Below are 25,114 nucleotides of genomic sequence, written 5' to 3' on the forward strand. Positions count from 1 at the left end.
CCGCTCCGGGTCAGTCGCCGTCGACGCGGCGGTCGCGCTTGCGCTGTGACCGGCGCTTCTTCTCGGCCAGCCGGCGTTCCTTCGCGCCGCGCGACGGGCGGGTGGGCCGGCGGGGCGGGGGCGGTGGGGCGGCGGCCTCGCGCAGCAGCGCGGCCAGCCGTTCCCGGGCGGCCTCCCGGTTGGCCAGTTGCGCCCGGTGCTCGCTGGCGGTGACGGTCAGCACGCCGTCGACCAGCCGGCCGGCGAGCCGCTCCAGCGCCCGCGCCCGCAGCGGCTCGGGCACGCCGGGCGAGGCGGCCAGGTCGTAGCTCAGCTCGACCCGCGAGTCGGTGGTGTTGACGCCCTGCCCACCGGGCCCGGACGAACGGGAGAAGCGTTCCCGCAGCTCGGCGGCGGGCACGGTCCACCGGTCGTTCACCCGCAGTCCGTCGTCCACCCCCCGAGGCTAGCGCCCCTGCCGGTCGCTCGGGGTCGCGGCCGGGCTCGGGGTCTCCCCCGGTGGGGCGGGACTGCCGTCGGAGCCGGCGGCGGCGTACGCGACCGCGCCCACCAGCAGCAGGGCGATCACCCCGATCTTCGTGGTGGCCACCTTGATCAGCAGCCACGCGGCGCGCCGGGCGCCGGGCACGGTCTTCCTGACGGTCTGGTAGTCGGCCCACCCGCGTCGTGCCCGGGCGTACGCCGACCCCACACCGGTACCGATCAACAGGCCCACCAGCAGGAGGACCACGATTTCAGGACGCTCCACCCACGCCAGTATCCATACTCAGCGTGATATTTCCATTGGCCGATCATTTCGCGCCGGGTATCCGACAGTTCTCACATTCCCGAGCGGTCCGACGGGGCAAGATCGCAGCTCAGCCGCCCTTTCCGATGATCGTGTCGGCGGTCTGCTGCACCTGTTCGATGGGGATGGCGAAGCCGATGCCGATCGAGCCGTTGCCGTCGATCGTGGCGATGGCCGTGTTCACCCCGACCACCTCGCCGCGCGCGTTCACCAGCGGGCCGCCCGAGTTGCCCGGGTTGATCGAGGCGTCGGTCTGCACGGCGGTGTGCCGGTTGTCGCCGAGGCGTACCTGCCGGTCCAGGGCGCTGACGATGCCGGCGGTGACGGTGCCGGGCAGCCCGAGCGGCGAGCCGACCGCCAGCACCGGCTCCCCCACCCGGGTGGATCCCGGCTTGGCCAGCGGCAACGCCGCCAGGCCGGCCGACGGCGGCACCCGGAGCACGGCGAGGTCGCTACGCGGCTCCCGCCCGACCACCTCGGCGGCGAACCGCCGCCCGTCGGGCAGTTCCACCGTCACCGAGCCGCCGCGCCCCTTGGCCAGGATGTGGTCGTTGGTGATGATGTGCTGCTGGTCGTCGACGGCGAAGCCGGAGCCGGTGGCCGAGGCGCCGCCGGCCCCGCCCACCAGCACCGAGACGACCCCCGGCACGGTCTTGCCGGCGGCGGTCACCAGCTCCGCCGGGACCGGGGCCGCCGAGGCCGCCGCCGGGCCCGGAGCGTCGTCGCGGCCGGCAACGATGCCGCCGGCCACCGCGCCGGAGGCGGTCGACAGGGCCACCACCGCCAGCGCCGCCAGCACCCGCCCGCGCGGGTGCCACCGGCCCGGACCACCGTCCGGTCCGGGCCCGTCCCACCGGGCCCGCCCGTCCGGATCCAGCTCCGGGGAGATGAACCAGGGGCCGCGCGGTTCGCCCAGCCCGGTCTGCACTGCCATGCGTACGCTCCTCACGTGTCCTTCTCGACGGTGGCCGGACAGGTTCAGGGCAGCCGGGCGAACCAGCGCATCGAGCCGGCCGCGGCGCCCATGGCGAACATCAGCCCGAGCCCGATGAAGCGGGCCGAGACGTCCTGCCGTTCGGTGCGGTAGCCCACCGAGGTGCCGATGTCCTCGTAGACGGCGCGCAGCTCGTCGCTCGTGCTGGCCTCGTGGAACACGCCGCCGGTCTCCTCGGCGACCGCGCGCAGGGTCTGCCCGTCGACGGGCACCTGGATCGGCCGGCCGCCCCGGTCCACGGTGCCGCCCGGGGTGCCGAAGGAGATGGTGTGCACCGGCACCTCCATGTCGATCGCCTCGGACGCCGCCTCCATCGGGTCGATGCCGGAGGTGTTCGCCCCGTCGGAGAGCAGGATGATCCGGGCCGGCGGCGGATCCTTCGCCGCCTGGCTGTCGAAGCCCTTCACCGCGCCGAGCGAGGTGCTGATGGCCTCGCCGATGGCGGTGCCCTGCACGCCGGTGGCCCCCTCGACCAGCCGCTCGATGCCCTCGTGCAGCGCCTCCCGGTCGGTGCTCGGCGGCACCAGCACCGCCGCGCTGCCGGCGAAGGCGACCAGCCCGACGTTGAACTCGTCCGGCAGGCCGTCGACGAAGCGCCGGGCGGACTCCTTGGCGGCGCTGAGCCGGTCCGGTTCCACGTCGCCGGCGAGCATCGAGGTGGAGACGTCGACGGCGACCATCACCGTGGCCCGTTCGCGGGGCACCCGGACCTCCGCCGTGGGCCGGGCGAAGCCCACCACCAGCAGCGCCAGCATGGCCAGGAAGAGCCCGGCCGGCACGTGTCGCCGCCAGGCGGGGCGGTGCGGCGCGACCCGGTCGAGCAGCCGCAGGTTGGTGAAGCGGACGGCGTACCGGCTGCGTCGGCGCTGCATCAGCAGGTAGCCGACGGCCAGGGCGAGCACCCCGAGCAGGAGCCAGAGCCGGACGGGCGACTGCCAGATCACGCCGCACCTCCCCGGGCCGCCCGCGCCGGGGCGGCGGCGAGGCGCCGCTGGGCGTGCACGTGCCGCACGATGTCGGCGCCCCAGTCCCGGTCGGTGCGCAGCGGCAGGTGCGTGGCCCCGCTGCGGCGCAGCGCCTGGCGTACCTGCTCGCGTTGGGCGGTCGCGGCGGCGGCGTAGCGCTCGCGCAGCGCGCGGTCGCCGGTCCAGACCTCGCGCCGCCGCCCGGTCTCCGGGTCGACGAGGGTGACCAGGCCGACGTCGGGCAACTCCAGCTCCCGGGGGTCGGTGACCTCCACGGCGAGCACCTGGTGCCGTGCGGCGAGGCGGCGCAGGGGCGCCTCCCAGGACGGCGCCTGCCGTTCCTCGTCGGGCAGCCCGTCGAGGAAGTCCGAGACCACCACGACGAGGCCGCGGCGCAGCGCCACCCGGTGCACGGCGGCCAGCCCGTCGGCCAGGTCGGGGCCCGCCGGCACCGGTCCGTCCCCGTCGTGGCCGCCGACGCGCGGGGCGGCCAGCAGGGCCCGGAGCAGCCCGAACAGGTGGGTACGCCCGCTGCGGGGCGGGAACCGGCGCAGCCCGTCCGGGCCGAGCACCTGCGCGCCGAGGCGGTTGCCCACGCCGCCGGTGAGGAAGCCGACCGCCGCGACGGCGGCCACGGCCAGCTCACGCTTGTCCAGCTCGGCGGTGCCGTACTCCATGCTGGGGCTCGCGTCGACCAGCAGCCAGGTGGTCAGTTCCCGGTCGGCGTCGACCTCGCGCACGTGCGGGACCGTGGTGCGGGCGGTCACCGCCCAGTCCATCCGGCGTACCTCGTCCTCACCGGGCCGGTACTCCCGGCTGCCGGCGGTCTCGCTGCCGGGCCCGGGCAGCAGGCCGCGGTACCGGCCGTGCAGCAGCCCGTCGAGGCGGCGCGTGACGGTCAGCTCCAGCCGGCGCAGGCGACGGTCCGCGGTGAGGTCGGCCAGTCCCGGGTCGGCCGGCACGGGGGCCGGCGCGGTGGCCCCGCGCCACCTCATGCCGCCGCCAGGTCGGCCGCGTGTTCCGGGTGGGCGGTGGCGACGCGGGGCGGCGGCACGGCCTCCACGAGCCGCCGGATGACCGCTTCGGCGGCCACCCCGTCGGCGACCGCGTCGAAGGAGAGCACCAGCCGGTGGGCGAGCACGTCGACGGCGAGTTCGCGGACGTCCTCGGGCAGCACGTACCCGCGGCCGCGCAGCAGCGCCTGGGCCCGCGCGGCGCGCACCAGGCCGAGGGTCGCCCGGGGGCTGGCCCCGTACGCGAGCAGCGGGGCGATCTCGGGCAGGCCGAACCGGCCGGGGTCGCGGGTGGCGAAGATCAGCCGAACCACGTACTCGGCGATCGCGTGGTGCACGAAGACGTGGGCGGCGCGGGCCTGGAGGTCCCGCAGTCGCTGCGGGTCGAGCACCCGCCGGGCGACGGGCCGGTCGGCGCTCATCCGGTAGAGGATGGCGAGTTCGTCGGCGTCGCTCGGGTAGTCGACGACGACCTTCATCATGAACCGGTCGCGCTGCGCCTCCGGCAGCTGGTAGACCCCCTCCGACTCGATGGGGTTCTGGGTGGCCAGCACCAGGAACGGCTCGGGCACGGGATAGCTGTGCCCGCCGATGGAGACCTGCCGCTCGGCCATCGCCTCCAGCAGGGCGGACTGCACCTTCGCCGGGGCCCGGTTGATCTCGTCGGCGAGCACCAGGTTCGCCATGATCGGGCCCAGCTCGATGTCGAAGTCCTCGCGCGACGCGCGGTAGATCCTGGTGCCGACGATGTCGGAGGGGACCAGGTCCGGGGTGAACTGGATCCGGGAGAAGGTGCCGCCCACCACGGTGGCCAGGGTCTGCGCGGCGAGCGTCTTGGCCACCCCGGGCACGCCCTCCAGGAGGCAGTGCCCGTCCGCGATGAGGGCGGTGAGCAGGCGCTCGACGAGCCGATCCTGCCCGACGATCACGCGTTTGACCTCGAATAGCGTCTGTTCCAGGTCGGCCGGGGTCGCATCGGGATCGGCCGGGCTGGGCACGCTGGCCAGGGTGTCCGAGATGTCCGTCACGGTGCTTGCTTCCCGTGCCGGCGGTCGGACAAACGTCGGATTATCGGCGCCGGGGCGGCCCTAAGGGGCCCGAACCGGGACGAGCTTCCCGGTCGGGCGGTGACGGAACGGGCACGCCCGAGCGGGCGTCGATCACGCAGTTGTGGTGCCCACACAAGGCGCATTCGGGGCATAACTCCCACCACAACCGCATGATCGACCTGCGAAGGGGCGGGCGGGGCGGGACGGTGCGGCGCCGGCCCCCACACGAGATGGGGGCCGGCGTCGTCAGCGGGTGCTCAGTTGGCGACGACCAGGTGGAACGGCCGGTCGGCCACGTTCCCCGACGAGCTGCGGGTCTGGATGAAGACCGCATTCGGCGTCTGGAGCCGTGGCGCGACGGAGATCTCGCCGCCCGGGGGCACGTTGTACGGGTCGGTGGTGCCGATGGTGGCCACGAACGTCTTCAGCGAGACGTTGTAGTTGAACAGCACCTGGTACTCCCCGGGACCGTACCGGGTGGCGGAGACCACCTCGGGGGAGCCGCGGAGCAGGGTGCCGCCGCTGGTGACGACGGCGGAGGCGACGGTGCCCGGCGCCGTCGCCAGCGCGGACGGGCCCTGCGCCAGCGCGGCCTTGGCCTTGCGGGCCTCGGCGGGGGTCACCGCCGGCTGACTGCCGGAGCCGGGCTGGCGGGCGGCCGGCTGGGCGACCTCGGCGGGCGCCTGCGCCGCCGGCTGGGCGACGGCGATCCCGCCCCCGGCCAGGGTGAGCGCCAGCGCGGCGAACGCCACCGCCACCGCCTTGCGTCGGAAGAGTGTGGTCATGACAGGTCTCCCTTTTGTTGACCGTGCGGATTCGACCGGTCCCACCGAACGCGGGACGGTTGATTTCCATTTTTCGGGCCGGGGAAATAGCGACAACCGCCTGGAGATCACGCCTTCAGGCCGCACCTTTAATGTTGCCGCTTCAACGATTTTTCACCGGCTCTGAGCAGCTATTACTACTCAGAGTTTCGACGTCTCAACCCACTGGAAGGTAGCACTGCAAAATGCCGGGCGTCAATAGTTGATCTCGCTGGGCCAATCGCTTCATCTGAGGTCGCCGAATTGTGAGAAGCGAGCGCTGGGCCATTCACGAATGCGCGATGCGGAAGCGTCCGGGCCGTCCGGCGTGGGCGCGCGTCCGGTACCGCCGGACGGGCGCGGAGACGCTACCCTCCAGCCGTGATCATCGAGACCGCGCGGCCGGCGACGGGTCGCCGGGCGGCGCGGCTGCGCACCGCACTCTGCTGGGCCGCCGTCGCACCCGGGGTCGCCTGGGCGGCGGTACGGCTGGGCGGGCTCGACCGGGGACCGCTGGTGCAGCTGCTCGCCTTCACGCCGTACGCCGCCGCCGGGAGCCTGCTGCCGCTGGTGCTCGCGCTCGCCCTGCGGCGCCGCGCGCCCGCGGTGGCCGCGGCGCTGGTCGCGGCGGTCCTGGTGGCCGTGGTGGCGCCCCGGGCGCTGCCGTCCGGCCAGCCCTCGGCCACCGGGCCGACGGTGCGGCTGCTGACCGCCAACCTGCTCGCCGGGGCCGGCGACGCGCGGGCGCTGGTCGACCTGGTCCGGCGGCACCGGGTCGACGTGCTCGCCGTGCAGGAGTTCACCCCGGACGCCGAGGCGGAGCTGGACCGGCTCGGCCTGCCCGGGCTGCTCCCCCACCGGCAGCTCCATCCGCAGATCGGCACCGTCGGCTCCGGCCTCTACGCGCGGTTCCCGATCAGCGACGGCGGCGTCCGGCACAATCGCGGCGGCTGGGGCTTCGACCAGGCCTACGGCACGGTGGCGGTCCCCGGGGCGCCGGCGGTCCGGGTCGAGTCGGCACACCCGTCGGCCCCGTACGCGGTGGACCAGGTCGGCCACTGGCGCACCGACCTGGCGGCGCAGCCGCCCGCCACCCCGGACGGACCGCTGCGGATCCTCGCCGGCGACTTCAACGCCACCCTCGACCACTCCCCGCTGCGCGCCCTGCTGGACACCGGCTACGTCGACGCGGCCGACCAGGCCGGCGCGGGCCTGGTCGGCACCTGGGGCCCGTACGACGGGGACCCCATCCCGCCGGTGACCATCGACCACGTGCTGGTCGACCGGCGGATCGCGGTGCGGGCGGTCAGCGTGCACCGCGTGCGGGGCAGCGACCACCGCGCCGTCCTGGCCGAGCTGCGCCTCCCGGCGCGGTGACGCCCGGGCCGTCCCGCCGCCGCCGGTGGCGCGGGTGGCCGGGGCGGCTCAGACCCGGGCGCGGTCGAGGCCGTAGGTGAGCGCGTCGACGAGGGCGTGCCAGGACGCCTCGACGACGTTGGGGTGCACGCCGACCGTGGTCCAGTCGCGGTTGCTGCCGTCGACCGTCTCCAGCAGCACCCGGGTCACCGCGCCGGTGCCGTGGGTGCCCTCCAGGATCCGCACCTTGTAGTCGGCCAGCTCGAAGTCGCGCAGCTCCGGGTAGTGCCGGGCCAGCCCGACCCGAAGCGCCTCGTCCAGGGCGTTGACCGGACCGTTGCCCTCGGCGGTGGCGATCACCCGCTCCCCGCGTACGCGGATCTTGACGGTCGCCTCGGAGACCACCGCGCCGTCCTCCCGGTGCTCGACCAGCACCCGGTACGACTCCAGCGCGAAAGGCCTGGCGGGGGCGGTGTCCAGCTCCGAGCGGACCAGCAGCTCGAACGACGCGTCGGCGGCCTCGAACGACCAGCCGCCGGCCTCCAGCTCCTTGACCCGCCGGGTGACCCGTGACAGCGCCTCCGGATGGCCGGCCAGGTCCAGGCCGAGTTCACGGCTCTTGAGCTCGACGCTGGCCCGGCCGGCCATCTCGGTGACGAGGATCCGCATGTCGTTGCCCACCACCTGTGGGTCCACGTGGTTGTAGAGCAGCGGATCCACCTTGATCGCGCTCGCGTGCAGCCCCGCCTTGTGGGCGAAGGCCGCGGCCCCGACGTACGCCTGGTGGGTGTCGGGGGCGATGTTGGCGATCTCGGCGATGGCGTGGGCGACCCGCACCATCTGCCCCAGGCAGCCCTCCGGTAGGACGGGCAGCCCGAGCTTGAGCTGGAGGTTGGCGACCACGGCGAAGATGTCGGCGTTGCCGGGGCGCTCGCCGTAGCCGTTGGCGGTGCCCTGGAAGTGGCGCACCCCCGCCTCCACGGCGGCGACGGTGTTGGCCACCGCGCAGGCCGTGTCGTTCTGGCAGTGGATGCCGAGCAGCTCCGGGCCGACCCCGAGCCGCGCGGTCAGGTCGGCGATGGCGGCGGTGACCTGGGACGGCAGCATCCCGCCGTTGGTGTCGCAGAGCACCACCCGCTCGGCGCCGGCGGCGAGGGCGGTCTCCACGACGGCGGCCGTGTACGCCGGGTCGGACCGGTAGCCGTCGAAGAAGTGCTCCCCGTCGACGAAGACCCGCCGCCCCTCGGCCACCAGGTGCGCCACCGTGTCGCGGACCATCGCCAGGTTCTCGGCCGCGGTGGTGCGCAGCGCCCGCTCGACGTGCCGCAGGTCCGCCTTGGCGACCAGGGCGATCGCCGGCGTCTGCGCGTCGAGCAGGCCGCGGACCTGCGGATCATCGCCGACGGCCACCCCGGCCCGCCGGGTGGCCCCGAACGCGACCAGCAGCGCGTGCTTCAGGTCGAGCTCGGTGCGCGCCCGCCGGAAGAACTCGGTGTCCTTCGGCACGGCGCCCGGCCAGCCCCCCTCGATGAAGCCGACCCCGAACTCGTCGAGCAGGCGGGCCACCGCGAGCTTGTCGACCACCGAGTAGCTGAGCCCCTCGCGCTGGGCGCCGTCGCGCAGCGTGGTGTCGTACACCTGGAACGTCATCAGGGAGTCCTTTCGGGGAGCAACAAAAAGACCCCCCGGCGGATGCGGGAGGTCTGCGCGCTCGGCGGAGGGGAGGCCGGCGCGCTAGCTGCGAATAATCAGGTCGGTGCTGGTCACGATCGCCACTCTGCCACTTGGAACCCGGTTTTGGGAGGCGTAATCCACATGGCGGGACGGTGACGGAGGGTCCCGGTACCGCACGGGTGGCCGGGTCGCCGGCACAACCCGCCGCTCGTGATCGACTTCACAAGTCACCCGGCCGCCATCCGGCGGAAACGGGACTGCGGAAGTATCTGGAACCGATCCAGTTACCGGCCTCGTGCCGCTGTCAAGGAGGACCTGTGCTCACTGTCGGTGACCGCTTCCCCGAGTACGAACTCACCGCCTGCGTGTCGCTGGACGCCGACAAGGCGTTCGAGTCGATCAACCACAAGTCCCACCAGGGGAAGTGGCGCGTCGTCTTCTTCTGGCCGAAGGACTTCACCTTCGTCTGCCCGACCGAGATCGCGGAGTTCGGCCGGCTGAACGAGGAGTTCGCCGACCGGGACGCCCAGGTCCTCGGCGTGTCGGTGGACAACGAGTTCGTCCACTACGCGTGGCGCAAGGACCACCCGGACCTGCGCGAGCTGCCGTTCCCGATGCTCAGCGACGTCAAGCGTGAGCTGACCGCCGCCTGCGGCGTGCTCGGCGAGGACGGCGTGGCCCAGCGGGCGACCTTCATCGTCGACCCGGACAACGAGATCCAGTTCGTCATGGTGACCGCCGGCTCGGTCGGCCGGAACGTCTCCGAGGTGCTGCGGGTGCTCGACGCCCTCCAGACCGACGAGCTCTGCCCGTGCAACTGGAACAAGGGCGGCGAGACCCTGGACGCCACCAAGCTCCTCGCCGGCGCCGGGGCCTGACCATGGGTCTGGACGCGGTCAAGGCGGCCCTGCCGGAGTACGCCAAGGACATCAAGCTCAACCTCGGCTCCACCATCGGCACCAGCACGCTGAAGCCGGAGCAGGCGTGGGGCACCGCCCTGGCCTGCGCCGTCGCGGCGCGCAACCCGGTGGTGCTGCGCGAGATCGCCGCCGAGGCGGCCACCCACCTCGGGCCGGAGGCGGTCGAGGCGGCCAAGGGCGCCGCCGCGATCATGGCGATGAACAACGTCTACTACCGGGCCAAGCACCTGATCGGCGACGAGCAGTACCAGTCGATCCCGGCGCGGCTGCGGATGCAGATCATCGCCAAGCCGGGCGTGGACAAGGCCGACTTCGAGCTCTGGTGCCTGGCGGTCTCGGCGATCACCGGCTGCGGGGTGTGCCTGGAGTCGCACGAGAAGACCCTGCGCAACGCGGGCTTCAGCCGCGAGCAGGTGCACGAGGGGCTGCGCATCGCCGCCGTCGTGCACGCCGCCGCGGTGACCCTGGACGCCCAGGCCGCGCTCGCCTGACGGGTACGCCACGGGGGGGCCGGTGCCGCGGTGCGGCGCCGGCCCCCCGTCGTCTCCGGCACCGGCCCCCGCCGTTTCCGGTGGCGACGGCCCGGGTAGCTCCTCGGAGGAGACGAGACACCGGACCGGCGAGACGACTGGCGACAGTCGGGGCAGGAGTTGTCAGATGGACAGGCTCGACCCGCACAGCACCCACGGCAGCCCGGACCCGCTGCGCGGCGGCGGCCAGGGCGAGTTCGCCGGTGGCGCCCCGGCCGGCACGTTCGACCCGTGGCGTTACCGCGACACCGCGAGGGTCGCCGACGCCGACCTGGTCGGCTACAAGGTCGAGGCCACCGACGGCGGCATCGGCAAAATCGACAGCGCCAGCCACGAGGTCAACGACAGCTACCTCGTGGTGGACACCGGACCGTGGATCTTCGGCCGGAAGGTCATGGTCCCGGCCGGCACCGTCAACCACGTCGACCACGACGAGCGCAAGGTGTACGTCGACCGGAGCAAGGACCAGATCAAGGCCGCCCCGGAGTACGACGAGACCGCCGACACCGACCCCACCTACCGCGACCGCCTCGGCGGCTACTACGGCGAGACGTACTCGGCCATCCCGCCCGGCACCGCCCGCTAGCCGGCACCGGCACGCGACGGCCTCCCGCGGATCGCGGGAGGCCGTTACCGTGTCAGCGTGGACTCCATCGAGGTCGGTCGCAGGATCCCCTTCTCCGCGATGTTCAACTTCCGCGACGTGGGCGGCCACGTCGGCCACGACGGCCGCACGGTGCGCCCGGGGCGGCTCTACCGCTCCGACTCGCTGCACCGCCTCGACGACACCGACCGGGAGGCGTTCACCGCCCTCGGCGTCCGCACGGTCATCGACCTGCGCCGCCCGTACGAGGTGGAGCGCGACGGCCGCGTCCCCCACTTCGACGGCCTGACCTGGCGCAACATCCACCCGGAGCACGCGGAGTGGGGCGAGCGCCCCTACCGTCCCGGCACCGACCTGGCCCGCTACCTGGCAGACCGGTACGCCGACCTCGCCGGGACCGGCGGCGCCGGGCTCGCCGAGGCGGTCGGGCTGATCGCCGACTCCGCCAACGCCCCGGTGGTCGTGCACTGCGTCGCCGGCAAGGACCGCACGGGCATCGTCTGCGGGCTCACCCTCGCGGTGCTCGGCGTCGCCGACGACGACATCGCCGCCGACTACGCCCTGAGCACCGAGGCCGGCGAGCGCTACCGCGCCTGGTTCGAGGCCACCGGCCGGCAGGCCGGGCACACCCTGCCGGTGCTGACCTGCCCCGCCGAGGCGATGACGCTCTTCCTCGCCGAGCTGCGCGAGGCCCACGGCTCGGTCGAGGGCTACCTGCGCCACGCCGGCGTCACCGACGCCCAACTCGCCGCGCTGCGCGACCACCTGCTGGGTTGACCCCGCCGCGCCAGGGCCGTCACTCGGGAATGGGCGACGGCCCCGGGCCACGGTCAGGACGTGACGTCGCGGCGGGTCAGGGCGATCCCGGCCGCGCAGGCGGCGACCAGGCAGTAGCCGGCCAAGGTGACCAGGGCGCGGGCTGTGCCCGGCCCGCCCGGCTCCGGGTCGAGCAGGCTCTCCAGCAGCAGGCCCGGAAACCATTCGGCGGCCGGCCCCCACGCCTCGCCGAGCACCTGCTCCACCGGCCCCGCCCAACCCACGCCGATGCCGACGGCGACCGGCACCGAGGGCACCAGCACCCCCAGGGCCGTGCCGAGCAGCGCCCAGCCGGTGACGGCGAGCAGCGCACTGCCGTAGTCGCCGGCCATCGCCCGCCACCCCGCGGCGGTGAACCACTCGGCCGTGGAGATGTCCTTCGCCGCGGCGAAGAGCACGGCGGCGACCACGCTGACCGCCTGGGTGACGGCGACCGTGACGGCGGCGAACAGCAACAACGCGGCGAGCTTGCCGGCGACCAGGCGCAGGCGGCCCGGCTGCTGCATGAGCAGGGTCCGCAGGGTGCCACGGGAGAACTCCACGCCCACGGCGCCGGCGAAGACGGCCAACAGGAAAGCGCCGGCGAAGGACGCCGCGACGGTGAACGACAGGGTGCCGCCGCCCGCCCGGGCGAAGTCCTCCGGTGCCGGTCCGCCGACGGCGGCCGGCTCGGCGTTGAGGATTCCCGCCGCAGCCGAGCCTACCGCGAACGCCACCGCCACGACTGCGGTGACCCACAGCATCCGGGGACGGGCGATTTTGATCAACTCGGCGCGGAACGCACGCGTCACCGGTTGCCTCCCGTGCGCGCCAGGACCTGGTCTTCCAGGCTCGGGCGGCGCCGGTGCAGGACGCTCAGGACGACGCCGCCGGCGTGGGCGATCCGGTTGACGTGCGCCGCCGCCGTCCGCCCGTCACGGTCACCGAGCTGCACGACCAGCTCGTCGCCGCGCCGCCGCACGGGGTACCCCGCGGCGACCAGCAGTTCGGCCAGGCGCCCGGTGTCCGCGTTGCCCTCGGCCGCCACGCTGAGCTCGACGCCGACGGCGAACGCCTCGGTCGCACCCTGGTAGACCAGCTCGCCGTGGTCGAGAATCAGCAACCAGTCGCAGACCTGTTCCAGCTCCCCGAGCAGGTGGGAGGAGACCATGACCGTACGCCCCTGCCCGGCGAGACCGGCGATGAGCTCGCGCATCTCGGACATCCCCAACGGGTCGAGGCCGTTCGTCGGCTCGTCGAGGATCACCAGCTCGGGGTCGCCCAGCAGCGCGCCGGCGATGCCGAGGCGCTGCTTCATGCCCAACGAGTACTGGCCGAACCGGCTGCTTCCGCGGCCGCCGAGGCCGACCTGTTCGAGCACGCGCGGGATCCGGGCGACGTCGTGGCCGCCCATGGCCGCGAGCACCCGCAGGTTCTCCAGCCCGGTCAGCGCCGGGTAGAACCCGGGGGTCTCGATCAGCGCGCCGACCCGACCGAGATAGCGCGCGGGCTGTGAGATCGGGTGACCGAGCACCGTGGCGGTGCCGGCGGACGGACGGACCAGGCCGAGCAGCATGGCCATGGCGGTGGTCTTGCCGGCGCCGTTGGGGCCCACGAACCCGGCGACGGATCCTCGCGGGATGTGCATGGTGAGCTGGTCGACCGCCGTGCGGGCACCGTAGCGCTTGGTCAAGCCGTCGAGGGTGACCGCCGCGTCCGGCGGCGCCGGCGGGGATGTGATCGTCATGGCGTACAGCCTCGGCGACCAGCCGCCGCACGTCGTCCGCATGCCGTGGAGATCGCCCTACGTCAGATGTGCAGACGCACTCAGCGCCGTGGCACCCGGACCAGGCCACTGTGGTACGCGAACACCACCAGCTGGGCCCGGTCCCGGGCGTGCAGCTTCATCATCGCCCGGCTCACATGGGTCCGCACGGTCGCCGGCGTGACGAAGAGCCGCGCGGCGATCTCGTCGTTGGACAGGCCCTCGGCGACCCGCGTCACGACCTCCCGCTCCCGGTCGGTCAGCAGCGCCATCGACGGCGGGACGGCGGTGGGCGCCGGCCGCGCCGCGTACTCGGCGATCAACCGTCGGGTCACCCCCGGCGACAGCAGGGCGTCACCGTCCGCCACCACCCGCACCGCGCGCACCAGCTCCGCCGGATGGGTGTGCTTGACGAGGAACCCGCTCGCCCCGGCGCGCAGTGCGTCGAACACGTACTCGTCGAGGTCGAACGTGGTCAGGATCAACACGCGGACGCCGGACAGGCGGTCGTCGGCCACGATCCGCCGGGTCGCGGCGATGCCGTCCGTCCCGGGCATCCGCACGTCCATCAGGACCACGTCCGGGACCGTGGCGACGACCGTGGCGAGGGCGGACGCGCCGTCGTCGGCCTCACCGACCACCGTGATGTCAGGCTCCACCGCCAGCAGCGCCCGGAAGCCGGCCCGGACCAGCAGCTGATCGTCGGCGAGCACCACCCGGATCACCGGTCCGCTCCCTCTACGGCACGAGCCGCCGCAGCGGGCCAGTGGGCCGCGACGGCGAACCCGCCACCCGGCCGAGGGCCGACCGCCAGGGAGCCGCCGGTCGAGGCGGCCCGCTCCCGCATCCCGATCACGCCGACCCGCCCCCCGGGTCGCCCGGCGCCACCCGCGGTGCCGACCCCGTCGTCCGTGACCGCGACCCGCAGCCCGTCCGCGTCGTCGTAGGTCACGGTCACGCGGGCCCGCGCGCCTGCGGCGTGGCGGGTCACGTTCGTCATCGACTCCTGCACGATGCGGTACGCGGCGAGCGCCACCGGTCGCGCCACCCGACCGGGTGGCACGGTGACCCGCAGCTCGACCGGCGTGCCGGCCAACTCGGTGGAGCGCGCCAGCGCGGCCAGGTCCGTCAGCCCCGGCACCGGGCGCAACGGCGACCGCTCGTCACCCGCGCGCAGCACCCGCACCATGGCGTTCAACTCGTCGAGGACCGCGCCGCTGACGCCACGGACCACCTCGAACGCCTCCCTGGCCAGGTCCGGCCGGCTGTCGATCACCTGCCCGGCCATGCCGGCCTGCACGTTGATCGTCGCCATCGCGTGGGCCACGGTGTCGTGCAGGTCCCGGGCGATCCGCAGCCGCTCCTCGGCCAGGCGGCGCTCCTCGTCCCGCTGCCGGGCCTGCGTCCGCAGCCGGGTCCGCTCCTCCTGCGCGAGCCGCCGCTCCCGAACTCCGCGCACGGCGTCGGCCGCGAACACGGCCGCCGCCGCCCACCCGACGAACGCCAGGTCCACCACGCCCGGCCCGCCGTCGACCAGGGCGCCGGCCGCCACCACCACGACGGCGGTGCCGGCCGCGAACCCGTAGGCCAGCCGCCTGGACCGCACGGAGCCGAGCCCGTACAGCACCACCAGACCCGCCAACAGCACCGGCCCGTCCGGATAGTGCCGCCCGGTGTACAGCAGCAGGGTCACCGCCACCGCGCCCGCTGCCTGGACCGGCCAGCGCCACGACACGGCGACAGCCGCACAGGCGCCGGCCACCGCGAGGTGGGCCAGGGCGTCGACGGCCCGCTCTCCGTCGTCCGGACGGACCTTCGTCGTGCCGACGACGACCAGGACGGTTCCGCACAGCCACAGTCCGACCCGCCAGAGCCGGACCAGGGCACACCGCTGCAACGACAGCATCACCGGCACATTGTGTCCGCCAGACACCGTGCGGTCGTCAGCGCCGTGTGGAGACCGCGGTCGCGCTGCCGGCCGTTGTCGTGACGACACCGAGGCCGGTTGGCGGCCTGCCGGCCCCACCGTCAGAGGATGCGGCGGACCCAGCCGTGCGGGTCGTCGACCTTGCCGCGCTGGAGGTCGACGAGCTGCTGGCGCAGGGCCGTCGTGACCCGGCCGGGCTCGCCGCCGCCCACCAGGAACTCGCCGTCGGGGAAGCGCACCCGCCCGATCGGGGTGACGACGGCGGCGGTGCCGCAGGCGAACACCTCGCGGAGCCGGCCGCTCGCGGCGTCCGCCTGCCAGTCGGCGAAGCTCACCGGCCGCTCCTCGATCCGGTGCCCGGCGTCGGCGGCCAGCGTGAGCACCGACTCCCGGGTGATGCCGGGCAGGATCGTGCCGGTCAGCGGCGGGGTGACCACGGTGTCGTCGTCGTAGACGAAGAACACGTTCATGCCGCCCAGCTCGTCGACGAAGCGACGCTCCACCGCGTCCAGGAAGACCACCTGGTCGCAGCCGTGCTCGATCGCCTCGGCCTGGGCCACCAGCGAGGCGGCGTAGTTGCCGCCGCACTTCGCCGCGCCGGTGCCGCCCGGGGCGGCCCGGGTGTAGTCCGGGGAGACCCAGACCGTCACCGGCTTCACCCCGCCGGAGAAGTACGCGCCGACCGGCGAGGCGATCACCACGTAGAGGTACTCGTTGGCGGGCCGGACGCCGAGGAACACCTCGCTGGCGAACATGAACGGCCGCAGGTAGAGGCTGCCGTCCGCGCCCTCGGGGATCCAGTCCTGGTCGGTGGCCACGAGCTGACGCAGCGAGTCGACGAACGCTTCCTCGGGCAGCGGCGGCATCGCCATGCGCCGGGCGGAGGCGGCGAACCGGGCGGCGTTGGCCTCCGGGCGGAACATGGTGACCCCGCCGTCGGCCGTCCGGTAGGCCTTCAGCCCCTCGAAGATCTCCTGCGCGTAGTGCAGCACCGCGGCGGCCGGGTCCATCGGGATCGGCGCCCGCGCCTCGACCCGGGCGTCGTACCAGCCCTTGCCGTCGGCGTAGCGGATGGTGACCATGTGGTCGGTGAAGACCCGGCCGAAACCCGGGTTGGCCAGCAGGGCGGCCCGGTCGGCGACGGATACCGGCGCGGGATTCGGACGGATCTCGAAGTCGAGCTTGTCACCACCGCTCATCGCGCTGACCTCCCTGCGGGACTACGGCACGCGGGTCCGCCTGCCGAGAAATCTGGTGCGAGAAACTTACCCCGAACGGTCGTTCAGCGGGTAGCGCCGCCCGGGCGTACCGGCAGCACCGGACGGGTGTACGCCGCCGGGCCAAGGTGCGGCCGGGCGGCGTGGTCGGAACTTCGGGACGGGGTGGCCGGCGGCCTCAGGAGGTGGCGTAACCGGCCAGCCGGTCGCCGACCTCCTCGGTGCGCAGTGCCGCGCCCGGCGCCCGCCCGGCCAGCTCCACGCCCACCGCCGCGGTGACCCGGGCGGCGGCGTCGGCGTGCCCGAGCTGGTCGAGCAGCAGGGCCGCCGAGAGTACGGCCGCCACCGGGTCGGCCACGCCGCGCCCGGCGATGTCCGGCGCCGAGCCGTGTACCGGCTCGAACATCGAGGGGTACGTCCCCTCGGGGTTGATGCTGCCGCTGGCGGCCAGCCCGATCCCGCCGGTGACGGCGGCGGCGATGTCGGTGAGGATGTCGCCGAACAGGTTGTCGGTGACCACCACGTCGTAGCGCTGCGGCTGGGTGACCAGGAACATCGCGGCGGCGTCGACGTGCTGGTACTCCGTGACCACGTCGGGGTGCTCGGCCGCCACGGCCTCGAACGCGCGCGCCCACAACGAACCGGCGTGGGTGAGCACGTTGGTCTTGTGCACGAGGGTGACCTTGCGCCGCTCCCGGCGCGCGGCACGGGCGAAGGCGTCGCGGATCACCCGCTCCACGCCGTGCCGCGTGTTCAGGCTCTCCTCGGTGGCGACCTCCGCCGGGGTGCCCCGGTGCAGCGCGCCACCGGCGCCGGCGTAGAGGCCCTCGGTGCCCTCGCGGACGACCACCAGGTCGACCTCGCCGGGCTTGACGCTCGCCAGCGGCCCGGCCACGCCGGGCCAGAGCCGCGACGGGCGCAGGTTGACGTACTGGTCGAAGGCGAAGCGCAGCTTCAGCAGCAGGCCCCGCTCCAGCACTCCCGGCGGCACGGTCGGGTCGCCGACGGCGCCCAGCAGGATCGCGTCGTGCCCGGCCAGCTCGGTCAGCACCGAGTCGGGCAGCACCTCGCCGGTGCGGTGCCAGCGGGCGGCGCCGAGGTCGTACTCGGTGGCGTCCACCCCCGGCAGCACGGCGTCGATGACCTTGCGGGCCTGCGCGACCACCTCGGGTCCGATCCCGTCCCCGGCCACCACCGCGATCCGTGCCACGTCCCTGTGCTCCCTCGCCTCGCCGTTTCGTCCGACCGTACGCCGCCGTCCCGCCTCCCGGTACGATCCTTCCAGAATGCGGGAAAGGAGGATGCACAGGATCCTCCCAGGTGGCATTCATGATGGGGTCATCTCCGCTGCCTAGCGTGATGACGAGCGGGTCAACGGGGGCCCGTGACGGAGGCCGCGAGGGCGCGGCCGGCGTCAGCGAGGGAGCAGCGTCATGCGGATCGACCAGCAGCCACGGACCCGATGGGTGGACCAGTCGGCCTTCCAGCCGCGCCGGCCGGACCTGCGGCTGGGCGCCCGCAGTCACCGCGTGGACCGGCCCGGCACGGTCGGCGAGGACCGGATCGCCGTCCAGCACACCGTGCGGACCTCCACGGCGGAATACTCGCTGCTGCTCAACGCCCCCGAGTGGCTGGGCCGTCGCGGTGTCGGGGAGGCGCTGCGGGACGCGGTGGCGGAGCTGCGGGCGATCGACCTCACCTACGGCCCGACCCGGCCGGAGAGCCTGGTCTCCCGGCTGCGCCGGGGTGAGATCAGCCCCGACTCGTACCCGCCGCTGGCCGACCTGGTGGACCGCTGCGCGGCGATGCGGGCGGCCACCGACGGCTGGTTCGACGCCTGGGCGGTGCCCGGCGGCTTCGACCCCGGCGGCCTGCTCGGCGGGTGGGCGGTCGAGCGCGCCGCCGCCCGGCTGCGCGCCGCCGGCGTCCACGACTACGCCGTGCTCACCGGCGCCGACCTGGTCGTCCGCGGGCACGCGGCGCACGGCGGTCCGTGGCGGGTGGCGATGCACCACCCGACGGACCAGCACCGGGCGCCGCTCGTGCTGGAGATGACCGCGGGCGCGGTCGGCACCTCGGGGGTGAGCGGCCGGCAGGGGCACGTGATCGACCCGCACACCGGGGAGCCCGCCGACCAGCTGGTCGCCGCGACGGTGGTCGGGCCGGACCTCGCCGTCGCCGACGCCTACGCCACCGCGCTCTACGCCGCCGGGCCGGCCGGGCTGGACTGGTTCCGCGACGGGTCGGACTACCGCGCGCTCTTCGCCCACCGCCGCTGAGCCGGCCCCGCGTCGCCTTGGGGAGCGGGCCGGACGCGCGATCGGCCCCCACGGTCTCGGCAACGACCGTGAGGGCCGGTCAGCGACGAGTGCGCGTGGCTCGCGCAATCGAGGGGTGCGGGCCGGACGGCCGGACGTCGACCTCGCCACCCGAAGACGGGCCCACGCCGCGAGCTCGGCCAGTGACCGCACCGATACGCTAGCGAATCGACGCAACTCAACGCAAGGGTCTCCACAGCGGACCGTCGCGACAGGAGCGTGCCGATCCGACGGCGGGCCGATTTCGACGCGGTGAACGGCGAATGGCACGCTGTCCGCCGTGAGTTTCGATCTGAGCGTGTGGGCCCTGGCGGACGGGGCGACACCCGAGGACGTGCGGGCGGCGGTGCTGCGGTGCCGGCAGGGACAGCACGTCGACCGGTACCCGGACCCGCGGGTGGTGGCGTTCTACCGCGCCATCACCGGCAGCTACCCGGACCGGCCGGCCGGCCCCGGCACCCCGTGGGCGGTGGCGCCGCTGCACGCGGCCAGCGACCACGTCGAGCTGAACCTGCACCCGACCTGCGAGGACCAGGTGCTGCTCGACATCGAACGGCTGGCCGGCGCGTACGACCTGATGCTCTTCGACGCGCAGGACGGCTCGGTCTATCCGCCGCCGGCCCGACTGCCCGGCTGACCACTCCCCGAGTACGACGAGGGGCCCGGCGGATCCGCCGGGCCCCTCCTGTCGCGCGTTCAGGTCACTCGTCGCGCAGGTCCGCCGCGCTGGCCGCGACCGCGCCGATCGAGTCCGCCGCCGAGGTGAGCAGGTCGGCGCCGAGCGCCTGGTCGACCGTGAGGGTCATCAGGGTCTCGCCGCCCGCCTCGCGGCGGGCCACCTGCATCGCCGCGATGTTGACGCCGGCCTCGCCGAGCAGCGTGCCGACCGTGCCGACCACGCCCGGGCGGTCGACGTAGCGCAGGAAGACCAGGATGCCCTCCGCGCCGATCTCCACGTCGAAGCCGTCGACCTCGGTGAGCTTGATGACGTCGCGACCGCCGGCGGTGGTCACCGTGCCGGAGACGCTGACCGTACGGCCGTCGGGCAGCGCGCCGCGGACGGTGACCAGGCTGGGGTGGTCGACCGCGTCGGTCTGGGCGACCAGCGTGACCTCGACGCCGCGCTCGGCGGCCAGGTGCGGCGCGTTGACGTAGGTGACCTGCTCCTCGACCACCGAGCTGAACAGCCCCTTGGTGGCGGCGAGCTTCAGCACCGACACGTCGTGGTTGACGATCTCGCCGCGCACCTCGACGGTGACGCTGGCGGCGACCCCGCCTGCGACGGCGGTGAAGGCCCGGCCGAGCTTCTCGGCCAGCGGCAGCAGCGGCCGCACGTCCTCGGCGACCACACCGCCGGCCTGCACGTTCACGGCGTCCGGCACGAACTCGCCCTGCAACGCCAGCTTCACGCTCTTGGCCACGGCCAGGCCGGCCTTGTCCTGCGCCTCGCCCGTGGAGGCGCCCAGGTGCGGGGTGGCGACCACGTTGTCGAAGGCGAACAGCGGCGAGGAGGTGCAGGGCTCCTTGGCGTAGACGTCCACGCCCGCGCCGGCGACCCGGCCCTCGGCGATCGCGTCGGCCAGGGCCTGCTCGTCGACGAGCCCGCCCCGGGCGGCGTTGACGATCCGGACGCCGGGCTTGACGACGGCCAGCTCCTTCTCGCCGATCAGGCCGACGGTCTCCGGGGTCTTCGGCAGGTGGATCGAGATGAAGTCGCTCTCCCGCAGCAGCTCCTCCAGCCCCACCAGGCGGACGCCGAGCTGGGCCGCGCGGGCCGGCTGGATGTAGGGGTCGTACGCGATCAGCCGGGTGCCGAAGGCGGCGATCCGCTGGGCGAAGAGCACGCCGATGCGGCCGAGGCCGACCACGCCGACGGTCTTGCCCTGGATCTCGACGCCGGTGTACTTCGACCGCTTCCACTCCCCCGCCTTCAGCGCGGCGCTGGCGCTGGCGGTGTTGCGGGCCACGGCGAGCAGCAGCGCGAGGGCCTGCTCGGCGGCGGAGACGATGTTCGAGGTGGGGGCGTTGACGACCATGAGGCCCCGCGCGGTGGCGGCCGGCACCTCGACGTTGTCCAGACCCACGCCCGCCCGGGCGACGACCTTCAGTCGGGGCGCGGCGGAGATCGCCTCGGCGTCGATCTGGGTGGCGCTGCGCACGATGACGGCGTCGGCCTCGGAGAGCGCCGAGAGCAGGGCCGGACGGTCGGTGCCGTCGACGTGCCGGACGTCGAAGTCGTGGGCCAGCACCTCGATGGCGGCGGGGGCGAGTTCTTCGGCGATCAGTACGACAGGAGTCATTGGTCCTCGTAGTTGTCGTCAGAGCGGTGGGCCGGGCTGCGGGACGCCGCGCTGCGCCCTGCGCTGATCCGGGCCATGGCCGTCAGGTGCCGGCTACGCACCTACCCCGCGATCGTAGGGGCCCGGCCGGCCGGCATGTCCCGGACTACGGGGTGAGTGCCCTCACAACGGGTGACGGCCCGCCGGTGAACGGCGCGTGACGGGCGCGTGGGGTCGCCCCGGCGTGGCGGGTGCGTCGGTCGGGCCCGGCCGGTTCGGCCCGGCCCGTCGCGCGGCGAGCCGGGGCGGACACGGCCTGCGCGAGCGGCGTGGTGGTGCGGACAGGGAGCGGCCCGGTCCGGGCGCCGGGGAGAGCGCCCGGGCCGGGCCGCCGGGGGTGTGTCTCAGGCAGTCTCGGTGATCGGGCGGTCGACCCAGCTCATCATGCCGCGCAGCTTGCTGCCGGTCTCCTCGATCGGGTGCGCCGCGCCCTCGGCCTGCCACTTGCTGAAGTTGGGCCGGCCGGCCTCGTCCTCGGCCACCCACTCCCGGGCGAACTCGCCGGACTGGACCTCGCTGAGGATCTTGCGCATCTCCTCCTTGACCCGGGCGTCGATGACACGCGGGCCGCGGGAGAGGTCGCCGTACTCGGCCGTGTCGGAGATGCTGTAGCGCATCTTCGCGATGCCGCCCTCGTACATGAGGTCGACGATCAGCTTCAGCTCGTGCAGGCACTCGAAGTAGGCCACCTCGGGGGCGTAGCCCGCCTCGGTGAGCACCTCGAAGCCGGTCTGCACGAGCGCCGCCGCGCCGCCGCAGAGCACCGCCTGCTCGCCGAAGAGGTCGGTCTCGGTCTCCTCGGTGAAGGTGGTCCGGATGACGCCGGCCCGGGTGCCGCCGATGCCCTTGGCGTACGACAGGGCCAGCGCGAGGGCGCCGCCGCTGGCGTCCTGCTCGACGGCGACCAGGCAGGGCACGCCCTTGCCGTCGGCGTACTGGCGGCGCACCAGGTGACCCGGGCCCTTCGGCGCGACCATCGCCACGTCGACGTCGGCCGGGGGCTTGATCAGGCCGTAGCGGATGTTGAAGCCGTGGCCGAAGAAGAGCGCCTTGCCCGGGGCCAGGTTCGGCGCGATCGACTCGGCGTAGATGCTGCGCTGGGCGGTGTCCGGCGCGAGGATCATGATGACGTCGGCCTCGGCCGCCGCCTCGGCCGGCGTGAGCACGCGCAGGCCCTGTTCCTCGGCCTTGGCCCGGCTCTTGGAGGCCTCCGGCAGACCGATCACCACGTCGACTCCGGAGTCGCGCAGCGACAGCGCGTGGGCGTGGCCCTGGCTGCCGTACCCGATCACCGCGACCTTCCGGCCCTGGATCAGGCCCAGGTCGGCATCGTCGTCGTAGTACACCTCAACGCTCATGATTTCCCTTTCGTACGGCGGCCCGGGCGGCCCGTCGTGGATCTGTGCGGTCCCAGGCGGCGCGACGCGCCGGCACTGGTCGGGCGGTCCCGGCCGGCGCGGGGCACCGGCCGGGTCGGGGTCAGGCGGCCCGGAGCGAGGGCCCGGCGGTGATGGAGCGCGAGCCGCGCCCGATCGCCACCAGCCCGGACTGGACCATCTCCTTGATCCCGAACGGTTCGAGGTCGCGCAGCAGCGCGTCGAGCTTGTCCGGGGTGCCGGTGGCCTCGATGGTCAGCGTGTCCGGCGCCACGTCGACCACCCGGGCCCGGAACAGGCCGACCGTCTCCAGCACCTGGGCCCGGGCCGCGCGGTCGGCGCGCACCTTGACCAGGAGCAGCTCCCGGGCGACCGAGACCTGCGGGTCCAGCTCGACGATCTTGAGCACGTTGACCAGCTTGTTGAGCTGCTTGGTGACCTGCTCCAGCGGGGACGACTCGGCGTTGACCACGATGGTGATCCGCGAGACGTCCGGGTTCTCGGTCTCCCCGACGGCGAGACTGTCGATGTTGAAGCCGCGCCGGGAGAACAGCCCGGAGACCCGGGCCAGGACGCCCGGCTTGTTCTCCACCAGGACGCTCAGCGTGTGCATTGTCATGCCACGACCTCGCTCCGCTCGGTCGTGCCCTGACGCGGCACGGGACTGAGCCTGATGATTCGCTCGCGTTGCTCGCTCATGTCAGATGTCATCCTCGTCGAAGGCCGGGCGGACGCCCCGGGCGAACATGATCTCGTCGTTGCTGGTGCCGGCGGCGACCATCGGCCACACCATGGCGTCCTTGCCGACGACGAAGTCGATGACCACCGGTGCGTCGTCGATGGCCATCGCGGCGGCGATGGTCCGGTCGACGTCCTCGGCGTTCTCGCAGCGCAGGCCCACGCAGCCGAGCGCCTCCGCGAGCTTCAGGAAGTCGGGGATGCGGTGCTTGTGGGTGCCGAGGTCGGTGTTGGAGTAGCGCTCCCCGTAGAACAGGGTCTGCCACTGCCGCACCATGCCGAGGTTGCCGTTGTTGATCACGGCGATCTTGACCGGGATGCCCTCCAGCGCGCAGGTGGCCAGCTCCTGGTTGGTCATCTGGAAGCAGCCGTCGCCGTCGATCGCCCACACCACCGTGTCCGGCTTGCCGGCCTTGGCGCCCATCGCCGCCGGCACCGCGTAGCCCATCGTGCCGAGGCCGCCCGAGTTCAACCAGGTGTACGGCTTCTCGTAGGAGATGAACTGCGAGGCCCACATCTGGTGCTGGCCGACCCCCGCCACGTAGATCGCGTCCGGGCCGACGAGCTCGCCGAGCCGCTTGATCACGTACTGCGGGGAGAGGGTGCCGTCGGCCGGCTCCTCGTAGCCCAGCGGGTACCGGTTGCGCAGGTCGTCGAGCTGGGTCCACCAGTCGGCGAGGTCGACGCGCCGGCCGGCCGCCTGCTCGTTGGTCACCGCCGCGATCAGCTCGTCGATGACGTGCCGGGCGTCGCCGACGATCGGGACGTCCGCGTGCCGGTTCTTGCCGATCTCGGCCGGGTCGATGTCGGCGTGCACCACCGCCGCGTCCGGGGCGAACGAGTCCAGCTTGCCGGTGACCCGGTCGTCGAAGCGGGCGCCCAGGGCCACGATCAGGTCGGCCTTCTGCAGGCCGTAGACCGCGGAGACCGTGCCGTGCATGCCAGGCATGCCCAGGTGCTGCGGGTGCGAGTCGGGGAACGCGCCGAGCGCCATCAGCGTGGTGACCACCGGGATCCCGGTCAGCTCGGCCAACCGGCGCAGCCCCTCCGTGGCGCCGGCCTTAAGCACGCCGCCGCCGACGTAGAGCACCGGGCGCCGGGCGGTGGCCATCAGCCGGGCCGCCTCGCGGATCTGCTTGCCGTGCGGGTGCAGGGTCGGGCGGTAGCCGGGCAGGTCCAGCGTCGGCGGCCAGGTGAAGGTGGTGGGCGCCTGGAGGACGTCCTTGGGGATGTCGACCAGGACCGGCCCGGGTCGGCCGGTGGCGGCCAGGTGGAACGCCTCGGCCAGCACCCGGGGGATCTCCTCGGCCTCCTGCACCAGGAAGTTGTGCTTGGTGATCGGCAGGGTGATGCCCTGGATGTCCGCCTCCTGGAAGGCGTCCGTGCCGATCGAGGGCCGCGCGACCTGCCCGGTGATCGCCACGATCGGCACCGAGTCCATGTACGCGTCGGCGATCGGGGTGACCAGGTTCGTGGCACCGGGCCCGGAGGTGGCCATGCAGACCCCCACCCGGCCGGTCGCCTGGGCGTAGCCCGTCGCCGCGTGCCCGGCGCCCTGCTCGTGCCGGACCAGGATGTGCCGGACGGTGGAGTCGTAGAGCGGGTCGTACGCCGGCAGGATGGCGCCGCCCGGGATGCCGAAGACGATGTCGACGCCGAGCGCCTCGAGGGACCGCACGAGCGAGCCAGCACCGCTGACCTGGGCCGGGGCGGGTGAGCGTACCCCCGGGACGGCCGGGGTGGCCGCGGCACGGGCGGCGCCGGCGTGCTCGGCGTCGCTCGCGGGCTCGGCGACCGTGCGGGCCCGCCGGGCGGAGTGGGCGAGTGTCTCTGGCGTGGGTCTCGTCATGGCGGTTCAGGCCTTCGGCTGGAGTGGGTGCGGCTGTTCGAGCGGGTGACGCGGGCGACGCCCGGCGTCGATGGGTCCGACGGCAACAAAAAAGC

General features: G+C 73.8%; 26 protein-coding genes. 8 read left to right on the top strand and 18 right to left on the bottom strand.

All coding sequences use genetic code 11. The features are described 5' to 3' along the window. Positions 1-10: 10 nt before the first annotated feature. From arfB to DER29_RS04445, 7 genes are all read right to left on the bottom strand, one after another. Positions 11-436 (bottom strand): alternative ribosome rescue aminoacyl-tRNA hydrolase ArfB, encoded by a 426-nt coding sequence (arfB, locus tag DER29_RS04415; protein ID WP_121396149.1) that lies wholly within the window; start codon positions 434-436, stop codon positions 11-13. 9 nt (positions 437-445) lie between these two features. Beyond that, positions 446-748, bottom strand: a complete 303-nt coding sequence (locus tag DER29_RS04420) for a hypothetical protein (protein WP_121396150.1) — start codon at positions 746-748, stop codon at positions 446-448. A gap of 109 nt (positions 749-857) precedes the next feature. Then, positions 858-1,721: a S1C family serine protease gene (locus tag DER29_RS04425; protein WP_121396151.1), complete on the bottom strand. Its 864-nt coding sequence runs from the start codon at positions 1,719-1,721 to the stop codon at positions 858-860. Positions 1,722-1,765: 44 nt separating this feature from the next. Next, positions 1,766-2,725, bottom strand: coding sequence for a VWA domain-containing protein (locus DER29_RS04430; protein WP_121396152.1), 960 nt, complete (start codon positions 2,723-2,725; stop codon positions 1,766-1,768). After that, entirely contained in the window at positions 2,722-3,708 is a 987-nt protein-coding gene (locus DER29_RS04435; protein WP_199729401.1) for a DUF58 domain-containing protein, read from the bottom strand. Before DER29_RS04435 ends, DER29_RS04430 begins: the two co-directional genes overlap by 4 nt. 29 nt (positions 3,709-3,737) lie before the next feature. Further along, complete coding sequence (locus tag DER29_RS04440) at positions 3,738-4,787, bottom strand: MoxR family ATPase (RefSeq protein ID WP_121396154.1); 1,050 nt, start codon at positions 4,785-4,787, stop codon at positions 3,738-3,740. Between the two features lie 278 nt (positions 4,788-5,065). After that, a complete protein-coding gene (locus tag DER29_RS04445) occupies positions 5,066-5,593 on the bottom strand; it encodes a hypothetical protein (protein ID WP_121396155.1) in 528 nt (175 codons plus the stop codon). Here DER29_RS04445 and DER29_RS34065 point away from each other — a divergent pair. Both DER29_RS34065 and DER29_RS04450 read left to right on the top strand, forming a co-directional pair. Then, on the top strand, positions 5,592-5,759 hold the full coding sequence (locus DER29_RS34065; RefSeq protein ID WP_158618962.1) for a hypothetical protein: 168 nt from the start codon (positions 5,592-5,594) through the stop codon (positions 5,757-5,759). The genes DER29_RS04445 and DER29_RS34065 overlap by 2 nt on opposite strands. A gap of 281 nt (positions 5,760-6,040) precedes the next feature. Next, positions 6,041-6,988, top strand: coding sequence for an endonuclease/exonuclease/phosphatase family protein (locus DER29_RS04450; RefSeq protein ID WP_199729402.1), 948 nt, complete (start codon positions 6,041-6,043; stop codon positions 6,986-6,988). Positions 6,989-7,036: 48 nt separating this feature from the next. Here DER29_RS04450 and cimA read toward each other — a convergent pair whose 3' ends face one another. Further along, complete coding sequence (gene cimA, locus DER29_RS04455) at positions 7,037-8,617, bottom strand: citramalate synthase (RefSeq protein ID WP_121396156.1); 1,581 nt, start codon at positions 8,615-8,617, stop codon at positions 7,037-7,039. A gap of 341 nt (positions 8,618-8,958) precedes the next feature. On the opposite strand from cimA, the gene DER29_RS04460 reads away from it, so the two are divergent. From DER29_RS04460 to DER29_RS04475, 4 genes are all read left to right on the top strand, one after another. Then, entirely contained in the window at positions 8,959-9,519 is a 561-nt protein-coding gene (locus tag DER29_RS04460; RefSeq protein WP_121396157.1) for a peroxiredoxin, read from the top strand. 2 nt (positions 9,520-9,521) lie between these two features. Then, positions 9,522-10,052, top strand: a complete 531-nt coding sequence (locus DER29_RS04465; protein WP_121396158.1) for a carboxymuconolactone decarboxylase family protein — start codon at positions 9,522-9,524, stop codon at positions 10,050-10,052. Between the two features lie 166 nt (positions 10,053-10,218). Continuing rightward, positions 10,219-10,677 (top strand): PRC-barrel domain containing protein, encoded by a 459-nt coding sequence (locus tag DER29_RS04470; RefSeq protein WP_121396159.1) that lies wholly within the window; start codon positions 10,219-10,221, stop codon positions 10,675-10,677. Between the two features lie 30 nt (positions 10,678-10,707). Next, entirely contained in the window at positions 10,708-11,472 is a 765-nt protein-coding gene (locus DER29_RS04475) for a tyrosine-protein phosphatase (protein ID WP_370040243.1), read from the top strand. Positions 11,473-11,525: 53 nt separating this feature from the next. On the opposite strand, the gene DER29_RS04480 is transcribed toward DER29_RS04475, so the two are convergent. The 6 genes from DER29_RS04480 to DER29_RS04505 all read right to left on the bottom strand — a co-directional run bounded on the left by DER29_RS04480 (position 11,526) and on the right by DER29_RS04505 (position 17,609). After that, positions 11,526-12,302, bottom strand: coding sequence for an ABC transporter permease (locus DER29_RS04480; RefSeq protein WP_121396160.1), 777 nt, complete (start codon positions 12,300-12,302; stop codon positions 11,526-11,528). Continuing rightward, entirely contained in the window at positions 12,299-13,237 is a 939-nt protein-coding gene (locus DER29_RS04485; RefSeq protein WP_121396161.1) for an ABC transporter ATP-binding protein, read from the bottom strand. The genes DER29_RS04480 and DER29_RS04485 overlap by 4 nt, the downstream gene beginning before the upstream one ends. 80 nt (positions 13,238-13,317) lie before the next feature. Beyond that, positions 13,318-13,980: a response regulator transcription factor gene (locus DER29_RS04490; protein ID WP_121396162.1), complete on the bottom strand. Its 663-nt coding sequence runs from the start codon at positions 13,978-13,980 to the stop codon at positions 13,318-13,320. Further along, the gene (locus DER29_RS04495) at positions 13,977-15,161 is read right to left on the bottom strand and encodes a sensor histidine kinase (protein WP_233600008.1); all 1,185 of its coding nucleotides are present in this window, start codon (positions 15,159-15,161) and stop codon (positions 13,977-13,979) included. Before DER29_RS04495 ends, DER29_RS04490 begins: the two co-directional genes overlap by 4 nt. Before the next feature lie 122 nt (positions 15,162-15,283). After that, positions 15,284-16,381 (bottom strand): branched-chain amino acid aminotransferase, encoded by a 1,098-nt coding sequence (locus DER29_RS04500; RefSeq protein ID WP_121396164.1) that lies wholly within the window; start codon positions 16,379-16,381, stop codon positions 15,284-15,286. Positions 16,382-16,577: 196 nt separating this feature from the next. After that, positions 16,578-17,609, bottom strand: a complete 1,032-nt coding sequence (locus DER29_RS04505; protein ID WP_121396165.1) for a 3-isopropylmalate dehydrogenase — start codon at positions 17,607-17,609, stop codon at positions 16,578-16,580. 223 nt (positions 17,610-17,832) lie between these two features. On the opposite strand from DER29_RS04505, the gene DER29_RS04510 reads away from it, so the two are divergent. Further along, positions 17,833-18,678, top strand: coding sequence for an FAD:protein FMN transferase (locus DER29_RS04510; RefSeq protein ID WP_121396166.1), 846 nt, complete (start codon positions 17,833-17,835; stop codon positions 18,676-18,678). A 319-nt stretch (positions 18,679-18,997) separates the two neighbouring features. Next, on the top strand, positions 18,998-19,354 hold the full coding sequence (locus DER29_RS04515) for a hypothetical protein (RefSeq protein ID WP_121396167.1): 357 nt from the start codon (positions 18,998-19,000) through the stop codon (positions 19,352-19,354). A gap of 64 nt (positions 19,355-19,418) precedes the next feature. Here DER29_RS04515 and serA read toward each other — a convergent pair whose 3' ends face one another. From serA to DER29_RS04535, 4 genes are all read right to left on the bottom strand, one after another. Beyond that, positions 19,419-21,017, bottom strand: a complete 1,599-nt coding sequence (serA, locus tag DER29_RS04520; RefSeq protein ID WP_121396168.1) for a phosphoglycerate dehydrogenase — start codon at positions 21,015-21,017, stop codon at positions 19,419-19,421. Positions 21,018-21,400: 383 nt separating this feature from the next. Next, on the bottom strand, positions 21,401-22,414 hold the full coding sequence (gene ilvC / locus DER29_RS04525; protein WP_121396169.1) for a ketol-acid reductoisomerase: 1,014 nt from the start codon (positions 22,412-22,414) through the stop codon (positions 21,401-21,403). A 121-nt stretch (positions 22,415-22,535) separates the two neighbouring features. Beyond that, complete coding sequence (gene ilvN, locus DER29_RS04530) at positions 22,536-23,051, bottom strand: acetolactate synthase small subunit (RefSeq protein ID WP_089001623.1); 516 nt, start codon at positions 23,049-23,051, stop codon at positions 22,536-22,538. An 81-nt stretch (positions 23,052-23,132) separates the two neighbouring features. Continuing rightward, a complete protein-coding gene (locus tag DER29_RS04535) occupies positions 23,133-25,019 on the bottom strand; it encodes an acetolactate synthase large subunit (RefSeq protein WP_121396170.1) in 1,887 nt (628 codons plus the stop codon). Between the last annotated feature and the right edge of the window lie 95 nt (positions 25,020-25,114).

This window comes from Micromonospora sp. M71_S20, from assembly GCF_003664255.1.
In the GTDB taxonomy this organism is placed as follows: Bacteria; Actinomycetota; Actinomycetes; order Mycobacteriales; family Micromonosporaceae; genus Micromonospora.

Excerpts from the sequence above, each read along its gene's own strand:
- ilvN (WP_089001623.1), bottom strand. The coding sequence starts at position 23,051 with ATGACAATGCACACGCTGAGCGTCCTGGTGGAGAACAAGCCGGGCGTC.
- DER29_RS34065 (WP_158618962.1), top strand. The coding sequence starts at position 5,592 with ATGACAGGTCTCCCTTTTGTTGACCGTGCGGATTCGACCGGTCCCACC.
- DER29_RS04500 (WP_121396164.1), bottom strand. The coding sequence starts at position 16,381 with ATGAGCGGTGGTGACAAGCTCGACTTCGAGATCCGTCCGAATCCCGCG.
- DER29_RS04425 (WP_121396151.1), bottom strand. The coding sequence starts at position 1,721 with ATGGCAGTGCAGACCGGGCTGGGCGAACCGCGCGGCCCCTGGTTCATC.
- DER29_RS04535 (WP_121396170.1), bottom strand. The coding sequence starts at position 25,019 with ATGACGAGACCCACGCCAGAGACACTCGCCCACTCCGCCCGGCGGGCC.
- DER29_RS04465 (WP_121396158.1), top strand. The coding sequence starts at position 9,522 with ATGGGTCTGGACGCGGTCAAGGCGGCCCTGCCGGAGTACGCCAAGGAC.
- ilvC (WP_121396169.1), bottom strand. The coding sequence starts at position 22,414 with ATGAGCGTTGAGGTGTACTACGACGACGATGCCGACCTGGGCCTGATC.
- DER29_RS04495 (WP_233600008.1), bottom strand. The coding sequence starts at position 15,161 with ATGCTGTCGTTGCAGCGGTGTGCCCTGGTCCGGCTCTGGCGGGTCGGA.
- DER29_RS04470 (WP_121396159.1), top strand. The coding sequence starts at position 10,219 with ATGGACAGGCTCGACCCGCACAGCACCCACGGCAGCCCGGACCCGCTG.
- serA (WP_121396168.1), bottom strand. The coding sequence starts at position 21,017 with ATGACTCCTGTCGTACTGATCGCCGAAGAACTCGCCCCCGCCGCCATC.
- DER29_RS04510 (WP_121396166.1), top strand. The coding sequence starts at position 17,833 with ATGCGGATCGACCAGCAGCCACGGACCCGATGGGTGGACCAGTCGGCC.
- cimA (WP_121396156.1), bottom strand. The coding sequence starts at position 8,617 with ATGACGTTCCAGGTGTACGACACCACGCTGCGCGACGGCGCCCAGCGC.
- DER29_RS04485 (WP_121396161.1), bottom strand. The coding sequence starts at position 13,237 with ATGACGATCACATCCCCGCCGGCGCCGCCGGACGCGGCGGTCACCCTC.
- DER29_RS04445 (WP_121396155.1), bottom strand. The coding sequence starts at position 5,593 with ATGACCACACTCTTCCGACGCAAGGCGGTGGCGGTGGCGTTCGCCGCG.